At 54.9% G+C, this 14,084-nt stretch carries 14 protein-coding genes and 1 pseudogene; 5 read left to right on the top strand and 10 right to left on the bottom strand.

Annotated elements, in window-relative coordinates; translation table 11 throughout:
* The 3 genes and pseudogenes from ACN0RL_RS11210 to ACN0RL_RS11200 all read left to right on the top strand — a co-directional run.
* A pseudogene (locus tag ACN0RL_RS11210) lies at positions 1–717 on the top strand (hypothetical protein); the annotation flags it as partial.
* Positions 718–779: 62 nt separating this feature from the next.
* Positions 780–1,166 carry a hypothetical protein gene (locus tag ACN0RL_RS11205; protein ID WP_417516730.1) on the top strand — a complete coding sequence of 129 codons (387 nt, stop codon included), beginning with the start codon at positions 780–782 and terminating at the stop codon, positions 1,164–1,166.
* Positions 1,167–1,206: 40 nt separating this feature from the next.
* The gene (locus tag ACN0RL_RS11200; protein ID WP_417516728.1) at positions 1,207–1,611 is read left to right on the top strand and encodes a type IV pilin protein; all 405 of its coding nucleotides are present in this window, start codon (positions 1,207–1,209) and stop codon (positions 1,609–1,611) included.
* A gap of 34 nt (positions 1,612–1,645) precedes the next feature.
* Here ACN0RL_RS11200 and ispH read toward each other — a convergent pair whose 3' ends face one another.
* The 6 genes from ispH to murJ form a co-directional block, all read right to left on the bottom strand.
* The gene (ispH, locus tag ACN0RL_RS11195; RefSeq protein WP_417516726.1) at positions 1,646–2,596 is read right to left on the bottom strand and encodes a 4-hydroxy-3-methylbut-2-enyl diphosphate reductase; all 951 of its coding nucleotides are present in this window, start codon (positions 2,594–2,596) and stop codon (positions 1,646–1,648) included.
* 2 nt (positions 2,597–2,598) lie between these two features.
* Positions 2,599–3,051, bottom strand: a complete 453-nt coding sequence (gene fkpB / locus ACN0RL_RS11190; RefSeq protein ID WP_417516724.1) for an FKBP-type peptidyl-prolyl cis-trans isomerase — start codon at positions 3,049–3,051, stop codon at positions 2,599–2,601.
* Between the two features lie 5 nt (positions 3,052–3,056).
* Complete coding sequence (lspA, locus tag ACN0RL_RS11185; protein ID WP_417516722.1) at positions 3,057–3,581, bottom strand: signal peptidase II; 525 nt, start codon at positions 3,579–3,581, stop codon at positions 3,057–3,059.
* Positions 3,581–6,400 carry an isoleucine--tRNA ligase gene (gene ileS, locus ACN0RL_RS11180; protein WP_417516720.1) on the bottom strand — a complete coding sequence of 940 codons (2,820 nt, stop codon included), beginning with the start codon at positions 6,398–6,400 and terminating at the stop codon, positions 3,581–3,583. The genes lspA and ileS overlap by 1 nt, the downstream gene beginning before the upstream one ends.
* 49 nt (positions 6,401–6,449) lie before the next feature.
* Entirely contained in the window at positions 6,450–7,427 is a 978-nt protein-coding gene (ribF, locus tag ACN0RL_RS11175) for a bifunctional riboflavin kinase/FAD synthetase (RefSeq protein WP_417516718.1), read from the bottom strand.
* 82 nt (positions 7,428–7,509) lie between these two features.
* A complete protein-coding gene (gene murJ / locus ACN0RL_RS11170; RefSeq protein WP_417516716.1) occupies positions 7,510–9,090 on the bottom strand; it encodes a murein biosynthesis integral membrane protein MurJ in 1,581 nt (526 codons plus the stop codon).
* Positions 9,091–9,388: 298 nt separating this feature from the next.
* Between murJ and rpsT the strand changes: the two genes are divergently transcribed.
* Entirely contained in the window at positions 9,389–9,658 is a 270-nt protein-coding gene (gene rpsT / locus ACN0RL_RS11165; RefSeq protein WP_417516714.1) for a 30S ribosomal protein S20, read from the top strand.
* A 70-nt stretch (positions 9,659–9,728) separates the two neighbouring features.
* Here rpsT and proB read toward each other — a convergent pair whose 3' ends face one another.
* The 4 genes from proB to rplU all read right to left on the bottom strand — a co-directional run bounded on the left by proB (position 9,729) and on the right by rplU (position 12,860).
* Complete coding sequence (proB, locus tag ACN0RL_RS11160; RefSeq protein WP_417516712.1) at positions 9,729–10,853, bottom strand: glutamate 5-kinase; 1,125 nt, start codon at positions 10,851–10,853, stop codon at positions 9,729–9,731.
* 58 nt (positions 10,854–10,911) lie between these two features.
* Complete coding sequence (gene cgtA, locus ACN0RL_RS11155) at positions 10,912–12,102, bottom strand: Obg family GTPase CgtA (RefSeq protein ID WP_417516710.1); 1,191 nt, start codon at positions 12,100–12,102, stop codon at positions 10,912–10,914.
* 146 nt (positions 12,103–12,248) lie between these two features.
* On the bottom strand, positions 12,249–12,512 hold the full coding sequence (gene rpmA / locus ACN0RL_RS11150; protein ID WP_144780029.1) for a 50S ribosomal protein L27: 264 nt from the start codon (positions 12,510–12,512) through the stop codon (positions 12,249–12,251).
* A 36-nt stretch (positions 12,513–12,548) separates the two neighbouring features.
* Positions 12,549–12,860 (bottom strand): 50S ribosomal protein L21, encoded by a 312-nt coding sequence (gene rplU / locus ACN0RL_RS11145; RefSeq protein WP_072799598.1) that lies wholly within the window; start codon positions 12,858–12,860, stop codon positions 12,549–12,551.
* 249 nt (positions 12,861–13,109) lie between these two features.
* On the opposite strand from rplU, the gene ispB reads away from it, so the two are divergent.
* Positions 13,110–14,078 carry an octaprenyl diphosphate synthase gene (gene ispB, locus ACN0RL_RS11140; RefSeq protein WP_417516708.1) on the top strand — a complete coding sequence of 323 codons (969 nt, stop codon included), beginning with the start codon at positions 13,110–13,112 and terminating at the stop codon, positions 14,076–14,078.
* Positions 14,079–14,084 lie beyond the last annotated feature (6 nt).

Below are 14,084 nucleotides of genomic sequence, written 5' to 3'. Positions count from 1 at the left end.
GTCGCATTTGGAACAGGCAGCTTCCTTCGCAGCGGCGACGAAGGTGACTACGACATCCAGACCCTCTATGCGATCAAGGATGACTTAACGGCCTCCAATCTGACCCGTTCAGACCTGCTGGAGCAAACTATCACCCAGCAGAAAGACATAGTCGTCAACAAAGTCTCCGGAAACGGCACAAATAGCTTTACCGTTCGCGATACGTCGAACAATCAGCTTACTAGTGAAGATGGCTGGTACTTGGACCTTGCCTATAACTCGAACAAAATTGGGGAGCGAGTAATTAGCCGAGCGACCTTCCCGTTTGGCGTGAACCCTGATCGAATCCGTTTTACCACAGTTATACCGGATAGTGATCCGTGTGGAAGCGGGCGGACAGGCTTTATTATGGACCTTAAGTTGACATCTGGAGCTCCCTCAGAAACCCCGGTATTTGACCTGGATAGCGATGGAACCTTCACCACCGGCGACATGGTGAGCGGCTTTAAAGGCGGTGGCAATAATGGCGGTGACGGCAGCGATGGCGCGCCCAGCGGTATTACGGTGGGTTATGGTGGTGAGAACCGGACGATTGCAACCTCAGATGGAGATGCCGAAGTTCTGATACCGGGCCTGGATCCGACACAACTCTCGCCGGGCGATCCCTGTGAGGACGGCCTCTGCGCGCGCTCTCTGGACTCAAGCATCGGAAGACAAACCTGGGAACAGGCTCGTTAAGAGTCTGTTTCACAGCGCCAACACAAGGTCGTAACCTTTAATTATAGTGAAAGGAAAAGTTTATGATGATTCGCCTTTTTTCACCTGTTTGCGGCAGAAGGCCCGCGACGGCCACGTTCTTCCTTTCAGCAGTCATGTCCGGTTTGATGTTGCTTGTCGCCGGACAAGCCCATGCCGAAGAAAGGGACGATGGGGCAACGCTGTCCGGTAATGACAAGTTCTACAAGGGAACCGTGGATTTTGTGCACGAAAACTCCTTTAACCTGATTATTGATGACTATTCCTTCACTCTGGACAACGTTCTTCGTTTCAATAACGCATCCTGGTCGCGAGAACAGGTCATACAAAAGATAGAGCCGGGAGATCGGGTTAAAATGGAATTGGGGGGTGTCGTCGATGAAAGCTCCTTCACACGGGCGGTTCGAAGCATAACCGTCACCAATCAGTGAAGACTGACGTGAGTTTATGAACCACTTAAGGAAGATAGTTTTGAAGACACAACAACAGGCAGGGTTCACGCTGATCGAACTGCTAATTGTCGTAGCGATCATCGGCATTATTGCGGCAGTCGCCTTTCCTCTCTACCAGAACCAGATAGAGAGCACCAGGCGAACAACTGCGACAGCTGATCTACTCGAGCTGTCACAATGGATGGAAAGACGCTATTCCAATGGTTTTGACTACCGCGACGCTGGCAATAACCCAGCGCTGCCTTTTACTCAATCACCGCAGAATGGCACAGCATTCTACAATATCAGCTTTTCAGTCAACGCAACCAGAGACACCTATACTCTTCAGGCAGTTCCAACAGGAGGGCAGGCAAACGACGACTGCGGCACACTAACCTTGGACGAGCAAGGTACTCGTGGTGCGGCTCAGGCAGGCTGCTGGTAAGTCATCCTAGGAAGCTAAAGCAATTGAGCTCTGATTAGAGCTCAATTGCATCAATCCTTAACTCTTTAGGCATAGAGAACACAATATTCTCCTCACGCCCGGCAATCTCTTCGGGCACACTGCCCCCAAGATCCCGCAAGCGGGTAATCACATCGTTAACCAGCACTTCCGGAGCTGATGCACCCGCAGTGACGCCGACCGAGGACTTGCCTTCCAGCCATTGCGGATCAATCTGGGAGGCCTCATCAATCAGGTAGGCAGGGGTACCCATACGCTCAGCCAGCTCGCGCAGGCGGTTGGAGTTGGAGCTGTTAGGAGAGCCCACAACCAGCATGAGATCACAGTCACCGGCCAATTGCTTCACCGCGTCCTGGCGGTTCTGGGTGGCGTAGCAGATGTCGTCTTTACGCGGGCCTTCGATTAAAGGGAATTTCTCACGCAGGGCGTCAATCACCCGGGCGGTGTCGTCCATGGAGAGTGTGGTCTGGGTAACGTAGGAAACGTGGGCCGGGTCTTTTACTTCGAGCTTTGATACGTCTTCTTCGTTCTCAACCAGATAAATATCACCGCCGGTGCTGTGATCATACTGGCCCATGGTGCCTTCCACTTCCGGATGGCCATGGTGACCAATCAGTATGCACTCGCGGCCGTCGCGGCTGTAGCGCATGACTTCCAGGTGCACTTTGGTGACCAACGGGCAGGTGGCGTCGAACACTTTCAGGCCACGGCGGGCCGCCTCGTTCTGAACGGCCTGGGATACGCCGTGGGCACTGAAGATCACCAGCTTGTCATCTGGCACTTCATCCAGTTCGTCCACAAAAATGGCGCCGCGATTGCGGAGGTTGTCGACCACAAATTTGTTGTGCACGACCTCGTGACGCACATAAATTGGCGCACCGAATACGTCCAGAGCGCGATTCACGATCTCGATGGCGCGATCCACGCCTGCACAAAAGCCACGGGGGTTTGCCAGTCTTATTTGCATAGTCAGTGCGTCTGTCCTGCCGGTTCTACATCAATAACTTCAATATCGAAAGTCAGTGTACGCCCGGACAACGGATGATTGAAGTCCACCTCCACCTCATCGCCTTCCACACGGCTCACCACGCCTGGCAGTTCTTGCTGCCGCGCATCCGCAAAGGAGATCATCACACCCGGGTCCAGAACCATATCCGCACTGAATTCGTGCCGTTTGAAGGTTTGCACGTTGTTGGGGTTACGCTGACCAAACGCTTTTTCCGGAGGCACCTGATGGCTGGCCTTGTCGCCGGCCTTCATGCCCATCAGATAGGCCTCAAAGTTCTCCGGCAGGCTTTCGTCGCCAATTTCCAGAGTTGCAGGGTCTTTATCGAAGGTAGAATCAATGACTTCGCCGCTCTCGAATTTGAGCGCAAAGTGCAGGGTTACACGTGTACCTTTATCTACTGGCAGTTCTTTCATAACCACTATTCGCTCCCGTTCGCAGGCTTGCCGGAATCAGCGGGCTTGCGAAACATATCAAGAATCATCATCGCGGCGCCTATGGTAATGGCGGTATCGGCCAGATTGAATGCGGGGAAATGCCAGTCCTGCCAGTAAAAATGCAGGAAATCGACGACATAACCGTGCACTACCCGGTCGTATACGTTACCCAGAGCACCGCCAAGTATCAGTACGATGGCAATGGCCGACCAGGTTTCATGGCGCTGCAGATTTCTCAGCCAGCCGACCAATACCACGCTGACTACAAGCGCCAGGGTTACGAAGAACCAACGCTGCCAGCCGGCGGCGTCAGCAAGAAAGCTGAATGCAGCTCCGGTGTTGTGCAGCAGCGTCAGATTAAACATGGGAATCACCGGCACCGGATTACCGTAGGTCAGCATCGCCGTTGCCATGGCCTTGGAGCCAAGATCCAGCGCGACTACCAGAACCGCCAGCCAGAGCCATTTCAGTTTGCTTCCGGTCACCTGCTCATTCATTGCCAGTTCCATCAGGCAAACGAGCGGGTTTCGCCCGGCCCTTCCACGTTGGTGATGCAGCGGCCACACAGGTCTACATGCTCAGCGTTGGCACCCACATCTTCCCGGTGGTGCCAGCAGCGCTCGCATTTCGCGTGAGTCGCTGGGTTCACTTTTACCAGCAGGCCTTCGTAGCTGGTCATCTCGGCGCTACCGGCTTCCGATACGGGCCTTACGGTTGCTTCGGAAGTAATCAGCACAAAGCGCAACTCTTCTCCAAGAAACTCCAGGTCAGCTGCCAGATCGCCTTCACAGTAGAGCGTTACTTCGGCGCTCAGTGATCCCTTGATCTCCCCTCGGGCGCGAGCTTCTTCAAGGCGCTTGTTTACCGCTTCTTTAACGCCGAAAATCCGGCGCCAGTAGTCCCGGCCCAGCTCAGCATCTTCCGGGAGTGCCGTAAGGCCCGCATACCAGGTTTCGTAGAAAACTGTCTCGCCGCGCTCGCCCGGCAGGTGCTGCCAGATTTCGTCGGCAGTGAAGCTCAGGATGGGCGCTATCCAGCGCACCAGTGCTTCAGCTACGTGGTAAAGCGCCGTCTGACAGGAGCGCCGCGCCAGGCTGTCCGCCTGGGTGGTGTATTGGCGATCCTTGATTATATCGAGGTAAAAGCCGCCCAGTGTGGCTTCGCAGAAGTTGTAAACCTTCTGGTAGATCCGCAGGAAGGCATAGTTCTGGTAGTCCTCATGGAGCTCATTCTGCAACTGCAGAGCGCGATCCACCATCCAGCGATCCAGCGCAATCATGTCTTCCGGCGCGACCATGTGCTGCTTCGGATCGAAGCCGGTAAGGTTACTCAACAGGAAGCGCGAAGTGTTGCGGATACGGCGATACCCGTCTGCTGTCTGGCGCAGAATATCCTTGGAAACCGTCATTTCACCGCTGTAATCGGTTGCTGAAACCCACAAGCGGAGAATATCGGCACCCAGTTCGTTCATGACTTCCTGTGGTGCGATCACGTTGCCCAGAGACTTCGACATCTTCAGGCCTTTGCCATCCACGGTGAAACCGTGGGTCAGCACTTGCCTGTATGGAGCCACACCGTTCATGGCAATAGAGGTTTTCAGCGACGACTGGAACCAGCCACGGTGCTGATCAGAGCCTTCAAGATACATATCCGCCGGGAATTGACCCAGCTCAGGACGTACACGCAGCACGGATTCGTGGGTAACACCGGAATCGAACCAAACATCCAGTGTGTCCATGACTTTTTCATAGTGATCGGCATCGTCGCCCAGAAGTTCGCGGGTGTCGATTTCGTACCAGGCGTCAATGCCACCGGTTTCGATGGCCTGGGCCACTTTCTCAATCAGGCTCTGGGTATCCGGGTGCAGTTCCTGCGTTTCTTTGTGGATAAACAGGGTAATTGGCACGCCCCAGGTGCGCTGGCGTGAGATGCACCAGTCCGGAGACTGCTGGAACATGGCCTCGATTCGATTCTGGCCCCAGGCAGGTACCCAGCGCACACCCTTGATGGCTTCCAGTGCGTCTGCGCGGAGGTTTTCTTTCTCCATGCTGATAAACCATTGCGGCGTCGCACGATAGATCAGAGGTGTTTTGGTGCGCCAGCAATGGGGAAAGCTGTGGCGGAATTTTTCCCTGCGCACCAGTTTGCCTTCCCGGACCAGAGCCTCGCATACAGGCTCGTCAGCCTTGTAAACATGAATGCCTGCAAATTCACCGGTCGCGCTGGTATAGGTACCGTCGGCCTGAACCATGTTCAAGGTACCAATGCCGTAGGCTTTGCCGACCACAAAATCTTCCATGCCATGATCAGGCGCTGTATGTACGGCACCGGTACCTGCCTCTATAGACACATGGTCACCCAGAATCGCCGGAACCTGCTTGTCGTAGACCGGGTGATGCAGGAGCAGGTGTTCAAGGTCAGCGCCCAGGCAAGTGCCCAGCACTTCAAAATCCGCAATATCCCAGCGCGCCATAACGCCTTCGACCATGGCCGCAGCCAGAATCATGCGCTCCGGGCCGTTGCCGGCGTCAACCTGCACCAGTGCATAGTCCAGATCGGCGTTGAGCGATACCGCCTGGTTAGCCGGGATGGTCCAGGGCGTGGTGGTCCAGATAACGATGGAAACGTCACCCTCGCCCTTGTCCGTTCCAAACAGCGACAGAGCTTTGGCCTGGTCCACGGCAGTAAAACGCACATCAATCTGCGTTGAGGTTTTGTCCTGATATTCCACTTCGGCCTCTGCCAGCGCGGACTGACCCACCACACTCCAGTAAACCGGCTTGAAACCACGAACCACGTGCCCTTTGGCAACGATCTTACCCAGCGCGCGTACAATGCCGGCTTCCACTTTCGGATCCATGGTGAGGTAAGGCTTGTCCCACTCGCCCATGATGCCAAGGCGGACAAAGTCCGCTTTCTGGCCTGCAATCTGTTTGGTGGCGTAGTCCCGGCAAGCCTGACGAAAAGTCTTGTAGTCGACCTTCACACCGGCTTTGCCGATTTCCTGCTCAACCTTGTGCTCTATTGGCAGACCGTGGCAATCCCAGCCTGGCACATAGGGCGCATCGAAGCCCATGAAACCGCGAGATTTGACGATCATATCCTTCAGAATCTTGTTAACCGCGTGACCAATATGAATGCTGCCGTTGGCGTAGGGAGGGCCATCGTGGAGAATGAACTTGTCACGCCCTTCGCGCTGCTGGCGCAGATTGGCGTAAACGTCCAGATCCTGCCAACGCTTGAGCATTTCGGGCTCGCGCTTGGCCAGGTTACCGCGCATGGGAAACGCGGTTTCCGGCAGATTCAGAGTGTGCTTGTAGTCGCTCATGGTTTGTGTGCGTACTCTTTTGGTCAGTAGGTTTGGTCAGCTTTTTCGTTCAATTCTGCTCAGAGCTGCTCTTTAACAGGTGTTCGGCCAGCCACGCTCTAGCGTCGTCGAAATCTCTGGCAATCTGCGCTTTAAGCGCATCGATGGATTCAAACTTTTCTTCATCCCGCAGTCCGTGGCGGAAAACAACGTCAATATGCTGGCCGTAAAGTGTGCCAGTAAAGTCAAACAGGTGCACTTCCAGCGCTGGCTGCTTGCCGTCAACGGTCGGGCGCAAGCCAATATTGGCAATGCCGTCCTGATTGCTTCCGTCTTCCAGCGTCACGGTGACAACATACACGCCGCGCAAGGCTGGAATCTGTCGGAGCAGAATGTTCGCTGTAGGCGAGCCGATACGTCGGCCCAGCTGCCGGCCATAAACAACACGGCCCCGGATACGATAAGGGCGCCCAAGCAAAAACTCGGCCTGCTCGAGCTGGTTACCCTGCAGCAGATTACGGATTCGTGTGCTACTTATTCGCTCATCTGAAACGGTTACGGTGCGGGTGTTCTCCACTGAAAAACCCGCGTTTTCGCCGACCTCTTCCAGTAGCGCAAAGTCTCCTGCCCTGTCACAGCCGAAACGAAAATCATCACCTACAACCAGGTGGCGCACCGCCAGCCCATTGATGAGTACGTCATCTATAAAGCCCATAGCGGAGTAGCTGCGAAAGTTATTATCGAACTTCAGACAAAGCACGATATCAATACCCGCTGCCAGCAGGGTTTCAAGTTTCTGCCGGAAACTCATCAGCCTGGGAGGCGCCTCCACACCCTGGAAAAACTCCCTTGGCAAAGGTTCAAAAACCATAACCACCGAAGGTAGATTTAACGCACGCGCTTTGCTTTTTACCTGGTCAATAATCGTCTGATGGCCCAGATGAACGCCGTCAAAGTTGCCAATAGTGGCCACACAGCCCTCCGCCAACGGAGAGTCCACCTGCCTTGAAAGCGTTTTCAGGTTAGTCAGGCTTCGGATCAGACGCATGCAGTGCGAACCTTCATTTGCCAGTTGGCTTTCAGCGCCTGACTGTACGCAAGACGCTGGTGAGAAAACGCGCGATTATACCTTACCTCTGCCGGAAATGTCTTACCCGCACCCCTGCCAGCGCCAGAACGACGAAATAGGTACCACTGGCAGCCACGACCATCATCCCCATGTAAAGTGAACGCTCAATACCGTCTGCCGACAGCCAGCGCATGACCGGCATGTTCAGCCAGAGGATAACCGCAACCATGGCAGCATTCGCGAGGCCAATCTGTAAAAGATACTTTCCCCAGCCGGGCTGGCTTTGCCAGGCACCCTGCCGCTTGAGCCCGCGCCAGAGAAGAATCGCATTAAGCCAGGCTGACAGCGACGTTGCCAGTGCCAAACCAGCGTGGGCCAAGGGTACGATGAGCGCCAGATTGAAAACCATATTGGCCACCATGGCAATGATCCCGATTTTCACCGGCGTACTGGTGTCTTGCCGCGCAAAAAAGCCCGGCGCCAGAACCTTGATAACCATAAAAGCGAGTAACCCCGCAGAATAGGCCCGTAAGCTCTGGGCCGACATGGCCACATCTCTGTCCGTGACTTCACCATAATGAAACAAGGTTGCAATCAAGGGCTCAGCCAGCAGCCCCAGTGCAAGAGCGGACGGAACGCCAATGATCAATACGGCGCGAACCGCCCAATCCAATGTTGCGGCAAACTGATCAGCAGAGGCTGCGGCATGCTTGCGGGATAAACTGGGCAGAATGACTGTCGCGATGGCAATTCCGAAGACCCCCAAAGGCAACTCTGAGAGCCGGTCAGAATAATACAGCCAGGATACACTTCCCGTTTGCAGGAAAGACGCCAGCACCGTATCCAGCAAAAGGTTGATCTGGCTGACAGACACACCGAAGAGTGCCGGCACCATCAACTTGAGAATACGGCTGACCCCTTCGTGATGGTAATCCACCCGCGGCCGGGGCATTAGCCCCAATCGCATAAGGAACGGCAACTGGAAAAACAGTTGTAACGCACCGGCAATGAATACTCCCCAGGCCAAAGCCATTACCGGCTCGCTCATAAGAGGGGCGAGATACACGGCAGCGCCGATCATCGCCAGATTCAATAAAACTGGCGTAAACGCGGGTACCGCAAAGCGGTCATAGCTATTCAGGATACCGCCGGCAAATGCCGTCAGGGAAATCATCAACAAATACGGAAAGGTGATGCGCAGCATGTCGCTGGTCAGCGCAAACTTGACGTCATCATCCAGAAAGCCAGGCGCAAAGACGGCGGTCAGGAGTGGCGCGCCAAGCATCGCCACCAGGGTGATGCCCAGCAATACAAGCCCCAGAGATCCGGCTACTGCATCTATCAGGCGCTTTACGTCGGAGACCGGACGGTTTTCGCGATAGGATGACAACACCGGAACAAACGCCTGGGAAAAAGCACCCTCGGCAAAAAGCCTGCGTAAAAAGTTGGGGATTTTGAACGCAACAAAAAAAGCATCAGCGCCCGCTCCGGCGCCGAAGTAGCGCGCAATCACCATGTCCCGTACCAGCCCAAGCACCCGGGACAGCATGGTCATCATGCCCACCAGACCGGAAGACCTGAGCAGGCCCGGCACTTTGGCAGGCGGCTGTTTTTCCGGTGATGTTTCAGGTTGCGATGACATTCAGGTTTTTATCCGGTTGCGCACACGTTCGGTCGGGTATTTCGGGAATTACCTGCTTCCCTGCTGAACCCGTATCCGGCGAGCCGGGAGTTTACCACAGCCCTTTTGAATCATGGGATCAAATGGGCTTTGGTATTGACATTTACAGGTTTGGGCGGCATAGTTCCGCGTCATTTATTTCGACGCGCTGGTTATGGGCGCGCCCGCGATTTCAGGGAGCCTCTGGTTATTATTTTGCCCGGAGTTTTCCGTACGAATCATTCAGTAACGAATTTAAAGTACTTTCAGGAGTTTTACGGTGGCAAATACCCCGCAAGCCAAAAAGCGCGCACGTCAGAACGAGAAAAACCGCAAGCACAACGCAAGCCTGCGTTCCATGACTCGCACATACATGAAAAAAGTTCAGGCAAAGATTGAGTCTGGCAACTACGAAGAAGCTCAGGCCGCATTCCAGACTGCCCAGCCTATTATGGACAGCATGGTCAACAAGGGCATCTTCACCAAGAACAAGGTTGCTCGCCAGAAGAGCCGCATGAGCGCGAAGATCAAAGCGCTGAAGAGTGCCTGATAGCGCCTTGCGCTAGCCAAAAGCTCTTGTTGCGATTAAAAAAACCGGCTATCAAGCCGGTTTTTTTGTTTCAGACAATCACCATATTGTCCCGGTGAATCATTTCTTCGTCTGAAATATAACCCAGAATTTCAGTAATACTGCTGCTTGAACGACCCGCTATCAACCTGGCCTCGCCTGCATCGTAGTTCGCCAGCCCGCGCGCGACCTCATCACCCTTCTGGTCAACACAGGACACCATCTCGCCTCGACGAAACTGCCCGGCAACACCTTTTATTCCAACCGGCAGAAGGCTACGCCCACCCTGGCGAAGCACCTTCACTGCACCGTCATCCAGTGTCAGCTTGCCCCGGGTCTGCAAATGGCTGGCCAGCCACTGCTTACGCGCTGCGATGCGACCCTGCTCAGGAAGAAGAAGAGTGCCAAGAACTTCACCCTGGCGCAGCCGCGAAAGAACGCCTTCAACACGACCACCTGCAATTACCGTAAAAGCTCCGGATCGCGCGGCCAGGCGTGCGGCGCGAAGCTTGGTTTGCATGCCGCCACGACCAAGAACACCGGCACTTCCGCCAGCCATTGCGTCCAGCTCACGATCACCGGCGAGCCGCTCCGTCACCAGACGGGCATCCGGGTTTTTGCGAGGGTCCTTATCAAACAGGCCGAGCTGATCTGTCAGGATAATCAGACCATCTGCCTCAACCACGTTGGCAACCAGAGCTCCCAGGGTGTCGTTATCACCAAAGCGGATCTCATCGGTAACCACCGTATCGTTTTCGTTTACGATAGGCACAACACCAAAATCCAGAAGCGCCCTGAGCGTACTCCGCCCGTTCAGATAGCGTTTGCGATCAGAAAGGTCGTCGTGGGTAAGCAAAATCTGGGCAGTATGAATACCATGGCGCTTGAACTCAGCCTCCCAGGTTTGCACCAACCCCATCTGTCCGACTGCAGCGGCAGCCTGCAGTTCGTGCAATCTTTCCGGGCGTTTTTTCCAGCCCAAACGACTCATACCTTCAGCGACCGAGCCGGAAGAAACCACAACCAGCTCGACACCCTGCCTGACCAACGCTGCCATCTGGTCTACCCAGAGCCCGAGCGCTGGCACATCGAGCCCTCGGCCATCATTGGTCAGGAGGGCACTTCCGATTTTCACCACAAGGCGTCTGGCCTGAGGCAGCTGGGCGCGTTCAGTCATGATTCAGACACTGTCTCTTTCTGATTACCTGGATAGCCCAGGCTGTAAAAACCTGAATTCATTCAGGCGCATAAACTACTTCAACGTCGTAATCGTCGTCATCAAAGTCATCGTCATTTTCCTCACGGGCCGCACGGCGAGCCTGCTTTTCTTCCTCTATACCGATTCGGGCTTCCTCGTCCATGCGCTTGCGCCTCGCGGCTTCCTGCTCGGCAACCTCCGGATTTTCAGCCTCTTCCTCTGCGCGTTCTTCAATCCAGCGCATCACTGCCTGCGTCAGAGGCTTGGTTCCCTCACCGCTCAGCGCAGAAATACGGAACACAGGGCCCTGCCAATCAAGCTCATCAATGATCGCCTGGCAATGAGCCTCACGATCCTCCTCCGGAACCATATCCAGCTTGTTCAGCACCAGCCAGCGATCACGGCCAGCCAGGGTTTCGCTGAACTTCTCGAGCTCATGAGCAATGGTTGTCACAGCATCAGCCGGCGAGGAACCGTCGAAAGGCGCTACGTCTACCAGATGCAGCAGCAAACGGGTACGTACAAGATGCTTGAGGAAACGAATTCCCAGGCCAGCACCTTCTGCAGCACCTTCGATCAGGCCGGGTATATCCGCTATAACAAAACTCTGATGCGCCTGCACACTGACAACGCCCAGATTTGGCACCAGCGTCGTAAACGGGTAATCAGCCACTTTAGGCGTCGCGGCTGATACAGATCGAATAAAGGTGGACTTGCCGGCGTTGGGCAAGCCCAGAAGACCGACGTCTGCCAGAACCTTCAACTCCAGGCGCAGGTTCCGGAGCTCACCCTCGGAGCCTTTGGACGTTTGACGAGGAGCACGGTTTATTGACGATTTGAATCGGGTATTCCCGAGACCATGAAACCCACCCTGAGCCACCTTGAGGCGCTGACCAATGCGAGTCAGATCGCCGAGCACCTCATGGGTATCCACATCAACCACCGTGGTACCGACTGGCACCGGCAACACCAGATCATCCCCTTTGGTGCCGGTACAGTTACGCCCGGACCCCTGCTCACCGCCGGGTGCTTTATGCTTTCGCTGAAACTGGTAATCAACCAATGTATTAAGCGAATCGCTTGCCTCGAGATATACGGAGCCGCCATCCCCACCATCACCACCGTCGGGACCACCTTTCGGAATGTATTTTTCACGCCGGAAACTGAGGCAGCCGTTACCGCCGTTACCGGCCTCAACGATGATTGTGGCTTCGTCTACGAATTTCATGAATCAACCCTTTGCGCATGGCGCATAAACTAAAAAGCCCCGCAGCCTCAAGAAAGCTTTGCGGGGCTCCGGGCGGCTCTGAATCCTGCTTCGATCAACAGGATATCAGGGCTGCCCAAGGTTCGACAGAACCGTATCGCCGCTGCTTACGCAGCCGCTGGAACGATACTTACGAACTTACGATTCTGCGGACCTTTCACTTCGAACTTGACCTGGCCGTCAGCTTTCGCGAACAACGTGTGGTCTTTGCCCAGGCCAACATTCACGCCTGCGTGGAAACGGGTTCCGCGCTGACGAACGATAATGCTGCCTGCAGATACTGATTCGCCGCCATAGCGCTTTACACCAAGTCGTTTCGACTCGGAATCGCGACCGTTACGGGTACTACCTGCTGCTTTTTTATGAGCCATGACAAGCCTCCTGATTAAGGGGTTTTTTCCGAGAGCCTAGCCCTGGATACCCGTGATCTTTACTTCAGTAAACCACTGGCGGTGGCCCTGACGCTTCATCGAGTGCTTCCGACGACGGAATTTGATGATCTGAATCTTGTCGTGACGGCCGTGGCTGACTACTTCCGCAGTCACTTTGGCACCATCAACAACCGGCGCGCCAACTTTAAAGTTGTCGCCATCAGCAATCAGCAGAACGCGGTCAAACTCGACGTTGCCGCCGGTTTCCACTTCCAGCTTTTCCAGCTTCAGGGTTTCGCCTTCTTTAACACGGTGCTGTTTACCACCGCTAACAATAACTGCGTACATTAACATTCTCCGCGATTGACCCATCCCTGCTCTTATCCACCTGGTTCTAAGGGAAGCGCTCTGGCGACCCTATAGCAGGGAGCGCAGGTTGGGATGAGTTGGGCGCGTGATTGTACGAAAACACGCTTCGCAATACAAGCCAAGTTGACACTAACCGCAGCAATACCTAGCATTGCCGCAACCTGCCTGTATTAACAGTACGCCAGACAGCTCCATAATTACGACACCAGCAAGGGATCCACAAGCCGCATGACAGCCCAGCGCATTTACGACACCGTGGCGGAAGACTTCAGCCGCGTTAATGACCTGATCATCCAGCGGCTTTCTTCGGACGTTCCTCTGGTAGAAAAAATAGCCCAGTACATTATTGAAAGCGGCGGTAAGCGCCTGAGACCCTTACTGGTTTTACTTTCCAGCCGCGCTGCAGGTTACAGCAAAGACGAACACCTGAAGCTGGCTGTGGTGATCGAATTCCTGCATACGGCCACTCTGCTCCATGACGATGTGGTAGACACATCGGATATGCGTCGGGGCCGGAGCACAGCCAATGCGAACTGGGGGAACGCGCCCAGTGTATTGGTAGGTGATTTCCTCTACGCCCGTGCATTCGAGATGATGGTCGAGCTGAAGAGCCTTCCTATTATGGAGATCCTGTCTCATGCCACCGCGGTAATCGCCCAGGGCGAAGTCATGCAGCTGATGAATGTAAAGAACCCGGATCTCACCGAAGATCAGTACATGACCGTGATACATAACAAGACGGCCATGCTGTTCGAAGCTGCATCCCACTCCGGCGCTTTGCTCGCCGGCGCAGACGGCGCTCAGGAACAAGCACTGAAAGATTACGGCAAACATCTGGGGCTGGCCTTCCAGCTGGTGGATGATGTGCTCGATTATCGTGGTGATGCGGAAGCCATGGGCAAAAACGTTGGCGATGATCTCGCCGAAGGCAAAACCACCCTGCCCCTGATCCACGCCATGGCCCACAGCAACGAAGAAGACCGGCAGCTCATTCGCCAGGCCATTCGCAAAGGCGGGCTGGATGATTTACCGCGGGTTCTGAAGCTTGTTGAATCATCCGGAGCGCTGGAATACACCATGGAGCGAGCCAAAGCTGAAGCAGCCAAGGCTTCTGACACCCTGGCTACCCTGCCTGACTCACCCCACAAAAACGCCCTGGAGCTATTGACCCAGGTCGCCGTGGCGAGAGTAAGCTAAAGCCTG

The sequence above is a fragment of the Marinobacter sp. genome (assembly GCF_048259445.1).
Classification (GTDB): domain Bacteria; phylum Pseudomonadota; class Gammaproteobacteria; order Pseudomonadales; family Oleiphilaceae; genus Marinobacter.
Note: the sequence above shows the minus strand (reverse complement) of the source record. Positions and strands in the feature narration are given on the sequence as shown.

Coding starts and splice junctions, on each gene's coding strand:
- ACN0RL_RS11205 (WP_417516730.1), top strand. CDS start 780: ATGATGATTCGCCTTTTTTCACCTGTTTGCGGCAGAAGGCCCGCGACG.
- ispH (WP_417516726.1), bottom strand. CDS start 2,596: ATGCAAATAAGACTGGCAAACCCCCGTGGCTTTTGTGCAGGCGTGGAT.
- fkpB (WP_417516724.1), bottom strand. CDS start 3,051: ATGAAAGAACTGCCAGTAGATAAAGGTACACGTGTAACCCTGCACTTT.
- lspA (WP_417516722.1), bottom strand. CDS start 3,581: ATGGAACTGGCAATGAATGAGCAGGTGACCGGAAGCAAACTGAAATGG.
- ileS (WP_417516720.1), bottom strand. CDS start 6,400: ATGAGCGACTACAAGCACACTCTGAATCTGCCGGAAACCGCGTTTCCC.
- ribF (WP_417516718.1), bottom strand. CDS start 7,427: ATGCGTCTGATCCGAAGCCTGACTAACCTGAAAACGCTTTCAAGGCAG.
- murJ (WP_417516716.1), bottom strand. CDS start 9,090: ATGTCATCGCAACCTGAAACATCACCGGAAAAACAGCCGCCTGCCAAA.
- proB (WP_417516712.1), bottom strand. CDS start 10,853: ATGACTGAACGCGCCCAGCTGCCTCAGGCCAGACGCCTTGTGGTGAAA.
- cgtA (WP_417516710.1), bottom strand. CDS start 12,102: ATGAAATTCGTAGACGAAGCCACAATCATCGTTGAGGCCGGTAACGGC.
- rpmA (WP_144780029.1), bottom strand. CDS start 12,512: ATGGCTCATAAAAAAGCAGCAGGTAGTACCCGTAACGGTCGCGATTCC.
- rplU (WP_072799598.1), bottom strand. CDS start 12,860: ATGTACGCAGTTATTGTTAGCGGTGGTAAACAGCACCGTGTTAAAGAA.
- ispB (WP_417516708.1), top strand. CDS start 13,110: ATGACAGCCCAGCGCATTTACGACACCGTGGCGGAAGACTTCAGCCGC.